Origin of the sequence: Mucilaginibacter ximonensis (assembly GCF_042686265.1) — a bacterium.
Classification (GTDB): domain Bacteria; phylum Bacteroidota; class Bacteroidia; order Sphingobacteriales; family Sphingobacteriaceae; genus Mucilaginibacter; species Mucilaginibacter ximonensis.
Map to the genome: position 1 here is coordinate 1,685,962 of NZ_JBHUPD010000001.1, position 7,460 is coordinate 1,693,421.

Genomic DNA, 7,460 nt, shown 5'->3' on the forward strand with positions numbered 1-7,460 from the left:
TCATTTGTTGATTATGTAGTTCAATTGTATGGCCGCCTCGTTCAGGTTTCTTACTGCGTCCGCATACTCGTTGCGGATATTAATAGCCTGCGCAGTAACTTGTACCCATTCCAGATAGTTTATTGTACCTGCGGCCAGCTGTTTGTTGGCGGTTTGGCTAATCAGGTCTGCATTTTTTAGATACCTTGATTCAAACGCAGCAACGTTATTCAAAGCCATTTGATAACGCTGCCGGGCGATTACCATCCCTATTTTAAAATTCTGTATACCGGTTTGGTAAGAATCCGCCGCTATCTGTCGATAAAGCTTTGCCCCATTTATACGCGCTTGCTGGCCGCCGGAAAATACAGGAATGCCTATGCTCAATAAAACGGCGTTAAAACGATGGCTCGCATTATAGTACCGATCATCGGCTCCAAGCCCTTTAATGCTACTATTGGCATAACCTACGGACAGATCTGGTAACAGCCGGCTCTTTTCTAATTTCCAGGCTGCATTTGCAGCTTCCTGCTGCTGGGCCAGCACTAATAAAGTGGGATGCTTAATAACATCCGGGGTATCAACAGTGGTTATTAAAGGAATGGTTATTTTTAATGCGCCACCGTCTGGGCGAAAGGTTGTTACGGTATTGAGCAGCAATTGAAATTGCAATTGTAACACTACCTTGTCTTGCATGAGCTGGTTCTGCTGCAGCTCCATCTGTGCTAATAATGCTTCTGCGCTGCTTTTTTCCAGTACATTGGTTTCGCCTTTACTTAAGCGTAGTTGCGCACGGTTATAAAAAGCACGATATAAACTATCGGTATAATTTAATAATCGCTGTTTTTGATCCAGGAACACAAGCTCTGCGTAAACCTGCCCAACTTGCCTTCTTAACTCAGCTTCTTTTACTGCGGTATTTAAAACAGCGCTTCTCCATTCCTGACGAAGTAATTCCTTTTGTCGCGAGTATACGGTTGGAAAATTAAAAGACTGATTGATGAAAAGCCGTGTATCCGTATAAGCACTGTTGATCTGTCCAACGTCTGCCGATACGTTGGCTTGCGGCAACGCGGCTCCGCTTCCGATCAACAATTGCTGGTATCTTGCTTTCAATTGCTCGTTTTTTAGCAGGCGGCTATTTTTGAGTGCAGTATCGGTAGCCGCTTTTAAACTAATAGGCGTTTGTGCGGAGGCAGACCGGCTAATACCGGCAAGCACAATAACCGTTATAAGCGCTGTTATTCGTGTAGTTTTACCTACTTTGGGCCTGATGTCTTTTTCAAAAATAACATAGAGGACAGGAAGCACAAATAGTGTTAAAAATGTCGCAATTAACAACCCACCAATTACTACTGTAGCTAAAGGCCGCTGCACTTCTGCACCTGCGCCATTGCTTACGGCCATAGGCAAAAATCCAAGCGATGCCACAAATGCAGTCATCATCACCGGTCGCAGCCTTACTTTGGTACCCATCAATACAATACGCTTCAAGTCAGTGAGCCCGGATTGCCTGAGCTGATTAAATTCGGCTATCAACACAATGCCGTTAAGTACCGCTACACCAAATAATGCAATAAAACCAACACCGGCGCTTATGCTGAATGGCATTCCGCGCAGAGCGAGAAATAAAATGCCACCTATAGCAGATAGCGGTATGGCTGAATAGATAAGCAACCCCTGCTTAACCGAGTTGAAAGCAAAATATAATAATACAAAGATGAGAAGCAAAGATACCGGTACGGCTATCATTAGCCGCTGCCGGGCCGCGTTAAGATTTTCAAAGGCGCCACCATAGGTAATATAATAGCCTGCCGGAAGCTTCAACTGGCTATCTGCCTTAGCCTGCAATTCCTGTACGATGCTTTGCACGTCGCGCCCATGTACATTAAAACCTACCACAATACGCCTTTTAGCATCCTCACGCTGGATCTGGTTGGGTCCGTTCTGTATTTCAACACCAGCAAGCTGGTACAAGGGCACCTGCATGCCGCCAGGCGTAGCAATTAACAGATTCTGTATATCTTTCAGATCTTTCTTTTGTTCGCCGCTTACACGTACCATTACATCAAAACCTTTCTCACCCTCGAACATCATTCCTGCCTTTTGGCCGGCCAGCGCGGTATTGACGGTTCTATTGACATCGTCGATATTCAGTCCATACTGAGCGATGGCATTACGGTTATAATTTATCAAAACCTGCGGTACGCCGCCAACGGCTTCTACATAAAGATTTTTTGCACCATCCACCGTATTAATGATCTTGCCTAAACGGCTGGCATAAAGTGCAAGCGTGTCCATATCTTCACCAAATATTTTACAAACTACATCCTGCCGTGCACCGGTCATTAACTCATTGAAGCGCATTTGTACCGGAAATTGAAATCCGGCCGTAACTCCAGGAACGGCTGCCAGTGCAGCGCCCATTTTTTGCGATAGTTCGCTAAATGTTTTTGCAGAGGTCCAGTCCGCTTTAGGTTTTAAGATAACCATCATGTCACTTGCATCCATCGGCATCGGGTCGGTGGGTACCTCACCGCTGCCTATCTTGGTCACTACTTTTTCTACTTCCGGGAACTGTGTCTTCAACAGGTGTGCCGCTTTCTGCGTATTAGCGATAGTGGTATTAAGATTGCTCCCGGTTAGTACCCGGGTGTCTACCGCAAAATCTCCTTCCTCTAATGCGGGGATAAACTCACCGCCCAGTGTGTTCAAAATCAGGATAGCCGCAATGAAAAGGCCGATAACAACCGCAACCACCGTTTTTGGAAACCCTAATACTTTTTGCAGTGCGTGCTGGTAAGCATGCTCTATTTTAGCCATCACCCGGTCAGATAAGTTAGGAGCCTGCTTAATCTTTTTACTTAAAAAGACTGAGCTCATCATGGGGATATAGGTCAGCGAAAGCAAAAAAGCACCGATTAAGGCAAAGGCCACCGTTTGGGCCATCGGCTTAAACATTTTGCCTTCAATACCCTGCAAAGTAAAAATGGGCAGATAGACAACCAAAATGATGATCTGGCCAAAAACCGCGCTATTCATCATTTTACCGGCCGATTCTTTTACCTCCTTATCCATTTTTGGCTGTTCCAATTGGTTAATGTTTGTAAAATGCTTACTATGACTAAGCTTGTGCATAACAGCCTCTACAATAATAACCGCACCATCTACAATCAGGCCGAAATCAAGCGCTCCAAGGCTCATCAGGTTACCGCTTACACCGAATAAGTTCATCATAATAACGGCAAAAAGCATTGCTAAAGGAATTACAGAGGCAACAAGCAATCCGGCGCGCAGGTTGCCTAAAAAAATCACTAGTACAAAGATCACGATCAGTGCGCCTTCCAGCAGGTTATGCGCTACGGTACCAATGGCATTGTTCACCATTTTAGTACGGTCAAGAAACGGTTCGATAACGACGCCTTCTGGTAACGTTTTCTGCACCAATGCAACCCGCTCTTTTACATTTTTAATTACCTCGCTGCTGTTGGCCCCTTTTAGCATCATCACCACCGCGCCGGCAACCTCGCCCTGGTCATTATAGCACATGGCGCCATAACGGGTAGCATAGCCGGTGCGTACTTCGGCAACGTCCCGTATAAATAAAGGCTGACCGTTCCCGATGGATTTGATAACAGTGTTCCTGATATCATCGACAGACTCAAAAAGTCCCTGCGTTCGTATATACAGCACGGTTGGCCCCTTTTCAATGTAAGCCCCGCCGGTATTTTTGTTATTGCGCTCTACGGCATTAAACACATCGTTGATAGTAAGACCGTGAGCCTGCAGGCTATTCGGGCTTACTTCAATGCTGTATTGTTTAAGCTTACCGCCAAAACTGCTTACCTCGGCCACACCTTTTACACCCAGCAACTGGCGGCGTACTATCCAGTCCTGGATGGTACGTAACTGCATGGCGTCATATTTTTTTTCGTAGCCAGGTTTTGGCCTTACTACATATTGATAAATTTCGCCCAATCCGGTACTCACAGGACCGAGTTCTGGGATGCCTACACCCTCAGGGATGTCTGCCTGCACTTTTTGCAGGCGTTCGGCCACCTGCTGCCTTGCCCAGTAAATATCTGTGCCGTCATCAAAGACGATGGTAACCAGGGACAGACCGAAGCGGGAAAAGCTCCGGATCTCTTTCATGCCGGGTATATTGGTATTGACCTGCTCTATCGGATAAGTGACCAGGCGTTCTATGTCGGTAGCGCCGAATGATGGCGCAAGGGTAATTACCTGTACCTGGTTATTGGTGATGTCAGGCACTGCATCTATGGGTAAACGGCTAAGTTGAAAAATACCGTACCCAATAAGCGCTATGAGAAAAAGGCCCACAATAAGCTTATTTCTCACAGAAAATTCAATGATTCTGTTAAGCATATTAGAAAATATTTAAATGAATAAACCGCCCGTGAGAATCCACAGGCATTAGGAACAAGACATTTGTCTTGTTCGATCAAATAAATGAGTCGCTTAACAAAATTTTGGTGGCTGCCAGACGCCGGAATGGTAACCGCTGTCGACAAAACAATCTTTGTACGTATTGTTCACCTCCCGGCAGACCTCCAGGGGCTTGATCACCTTGGGAGACAGCAACGGCAGTAAAAAAATGGTGGACTGTCCCGACTGACACTTGTCAGGCGCTTTAAAAGGCAACTTCATATCCTCATCATAGTCACGGTCTTTAGGGCTGCCGTGCATATAATGCAGGTCCAGAAATCTGATAAAAGAAAGCTGGCTGTTTTGCCGGTGATGTTCAGCAAAATGGGTAAAAACATAGGGAATTCTCAACAACTGATGCGCTTCAGTTGAAGAAAACACAAATATCGCGAGGAACAATATAGCTATGAACCTTTTCACCATTTCAAAACTAAATAAATATCTTTATAAATTGAAAAGTGTTTTCAAGTGCTTTTAGCTCGCATTTAATTAACTTAATAATTGAATATCAATATTTTGGCAAAAGGAATAGAGCAAAAACAAAAATGTTTTTTGGTCGCAGGATTAGTTGCCAGCCCTGTACACTTGAGATTAATGAAGAAAACAACCGTTACAAATCTGAGTATCACAGCAATTTCGACGGACGGCTCGACAGTAGAAATGTCAAAAATTATTAACAGCTGTGCCAGTGATGACATCACCTTTTCAGAGCTGGCCTTCGCCAAAGATAGCACTCACCAAGCCCCCATGAGACGGTCAGTTAGTTAGTGTATGGTAAAAATAATCCCGATGGCTGCCTGCACACCTGATCAACAAACAAAAGCTTCGCTCCGGCGTTTAAGATTTTGATTTTTTATTTATGCAAAACCGTAAAGCACCTGACGCCCAGATTTTGAAAGCGCTGGAAACAGCGCCGAATATGTATTTGGTACTATCGCCCGACCTTTACATCATCACGGCAAGCGACGCCTATTTACAAGCGACCGAAACCACGCGGGAAGCCATCGCCGGCAAATATATCTTTGACGCTTTTCCTGATAACCCAGAGCTGCCTGACGCAGATGGCGTTCAAAACATCAATGCTTCGCTGCAGGCGGTGCTACGTACTAAAAAGCCGGATTATATGCGCATCCAGCGCTATGATGTGCCCGACAACCAAAACCCCGGCAAATTCATTACCCGTTACTGGGACCCGAGTCATACTCCGGTACTTGATGAGGACGGGGAGATCGCTTATATCATCCAACTGGCCACCAATGTTACCGACAAGATCATGACCGAACGGGCTCTGCTCAAAAGCCAGCAGGAACAGGGCGAAACTTTAGCGGAATTATTACTTATCAACACCCAGCTGCGGGAAACCCAGCATCACCTGAACGCACTAAATGCGCAACTGGAAGACCGGGTGGCAAGGCGCACCGAAGAACTGGAAGAAAGCGAAAAAAGATATATCGAGAAGTTTAATGCAGAACAAGCATTGAATGAAGAGCTGGCGGCCTCCAACGAAGAATATACAGCGATTAATGAGGAACTGGCGACTACGAACGAGGAACTGATAGAGGCCCAGCGGCAACTGCAAACAGTCTATGACGAGCTGGCGGCAAGCTCTGAGCGCTTGCAACTGGCTATTGAATCAACCGAGCTGGGTACCTGGGATTACAACCCGATTTCCGGCGAGTTGTATTGGTCGGCAGAATGCCGTGCGATTTATGGCCTGCCGGCCGATGAGAAAGTCAGCCTGGAACTTTTTTCCGCCCTGATCCACCCGGACGACAGCGAATGGGTGCAGCAAAAGATCGCCGAAAGTATCGATCCTGAACAAAGAAAGCGTTATGATGTCAGCTACCGCATCATTCGTTTTGACAACAGGAAAACCCACTGGATCAAGGTGAAAGGCAAGGTCTATTTTAACGGCGGGCAGGCGACGCGTTTTATCGGCACCGTTTTGGATATTACCGATATCAAACTGGCAGAAATCAACAATGCCCGGTTGGGCGCGATCATTACATCCTCGGACGATGCCATTATCAGTAAAACATTGGATAGCGTGATCACCAGTTGGAATACGGCCGCCGAGCGCATGTTCGGCTGGACGGCAGCGGAAATGATCGGTCAGACCATTTATAAGATCATTCCCGAAGACCGCCAGGACGAAGAGCCGAAACTCATCGCGCGGCTCAGGTCAGGTCAGCGGGTGGAGCATTTTGAGACAAAGCGATTGACAAAAGACGGTCGGCTGATCGATGTGTCCGAAACGACCTCTCCTATCAAAGACGGCGAAGGCCATATCGTCGGCGCCTCAAAAATAGCAAGGGATATTACCGAGCGAAAACAGGATGAAACGCGCAAAAGCGATTTTATCGGTATGGTGAGCCATGAACTCAAGACGCCGCTGACCTCACTGAATGCGATCCTCCAGATTGCGGGGCAAAAGTTAGCGCACAGCAAAGATAACTTTCTGCCCGGTGCCATAGATAAGGCTAATATCCAGGTAAAACGGATGACGAATATGATCAACGGGTTTTTGAATGTTTCTCGCCTGGAATCTGCGCAGCTGATGATCGAACCACAACATTTCCAGCTGGATGCTTTGATAAACGAGGTGATCGAAGAAACCAAACTCACCGTCAACGGTCACCGGATCGAATGTCAGCACTGTCCGCCGGTTGAGATCTTTGCAGATCGGGACAAGATCAGTTCTGTCATTTCCAACTTGCTGGTCAATGCGGTCAAATATTCACCGAAAGGTTCGCGTGTCACGCTCACTTGTGTAGCCGGTAAAGACCAGGTGATAATCAGCGTCCGGGATGAGGGCATGGGTATCAGTGCCGAAGATGCAAAAATGATTTTCGACCGCTACTACCGCGTCCAGTCCACCCACGGGAAACACATTTCCGGTTTTGGCATCGGCTTATATCTTTCCGCCGAGATCGTTAAACGTCACGGCGGAAAGATCTGGGTAGAAACTGAACTAGGCAGCGGCAGCACTTTTTCTTTCAGCCTCCCGCTCAATTACCCGGGCTAAAATTTCAAAT

At 46.6% G+C, this 7,460-nt stretch carries 4 protein-coding genes; 2 read left to right on the forward strand and 2 right to left on the reverse strand.

What is annotated here, in order from left to right; genetic code table 11:
* Together ACFS5N_RS07635 and ACFS5N_RS07640 are read right to left on the reverse strand one after the other, a co-directional pair.
* Complete coding sequence (locus tag ACFS5N_RS07635; protein ID WP_377183862.1) at positions 1 to 4,365, reverse strand: CusA/CzcA family heavy metal efflux RND transporter; 4,365 nt, start codon at positions 4,363 to 4,365, stop codon at positions 1 to 3.
* A 93-nt stretch (positions 4,366 to 4,458) separates the two neighbouring features.
* Complete coding sequence (locus tag ACFS5N_RS07640; RefSeq protein WP_377183864.1) at positions 4,459 to 4,848, reverse strand: hypothetical protein; 390 nt, start codon at positions 4,846 to 4,848, stop codon at positions 4,459 to 4,461.
* Between the two features lie 78 nt (positions 4,849 to 4,926).
* Between ACFS5N_RS07640 and ACFS5N_RS07645 the strand changes: the two genes are divergently transcribed.
* A complete protein-coding gene (locus tag ACFS5N_RS07645) occupies positions 4,927 to 5,193 on the forward strand; it encodes a hypothetical protein (protein WP_377183866.1) in 267 nt (88 codons plus the stop codon).
* A gap of 91 nt (positions 5,194 to 5,284) precedes the next feature.
* The gene (locus ACFS5N_RS07650; RefSeq protein WP_377183868.1) at positions 5,285 to 7,450 is read left to right on the forward strand and encodes a PAS domain S-box protein; all 2,166 of its coding nucleotides are present in this window, start codon (positions 5,285 to 5,287) and stop codon (positions 7,448 to 7,450) included.
* The last annotated feature ends 10 nt before the right edge of the window (positions 7,451 to 7,460 follow it).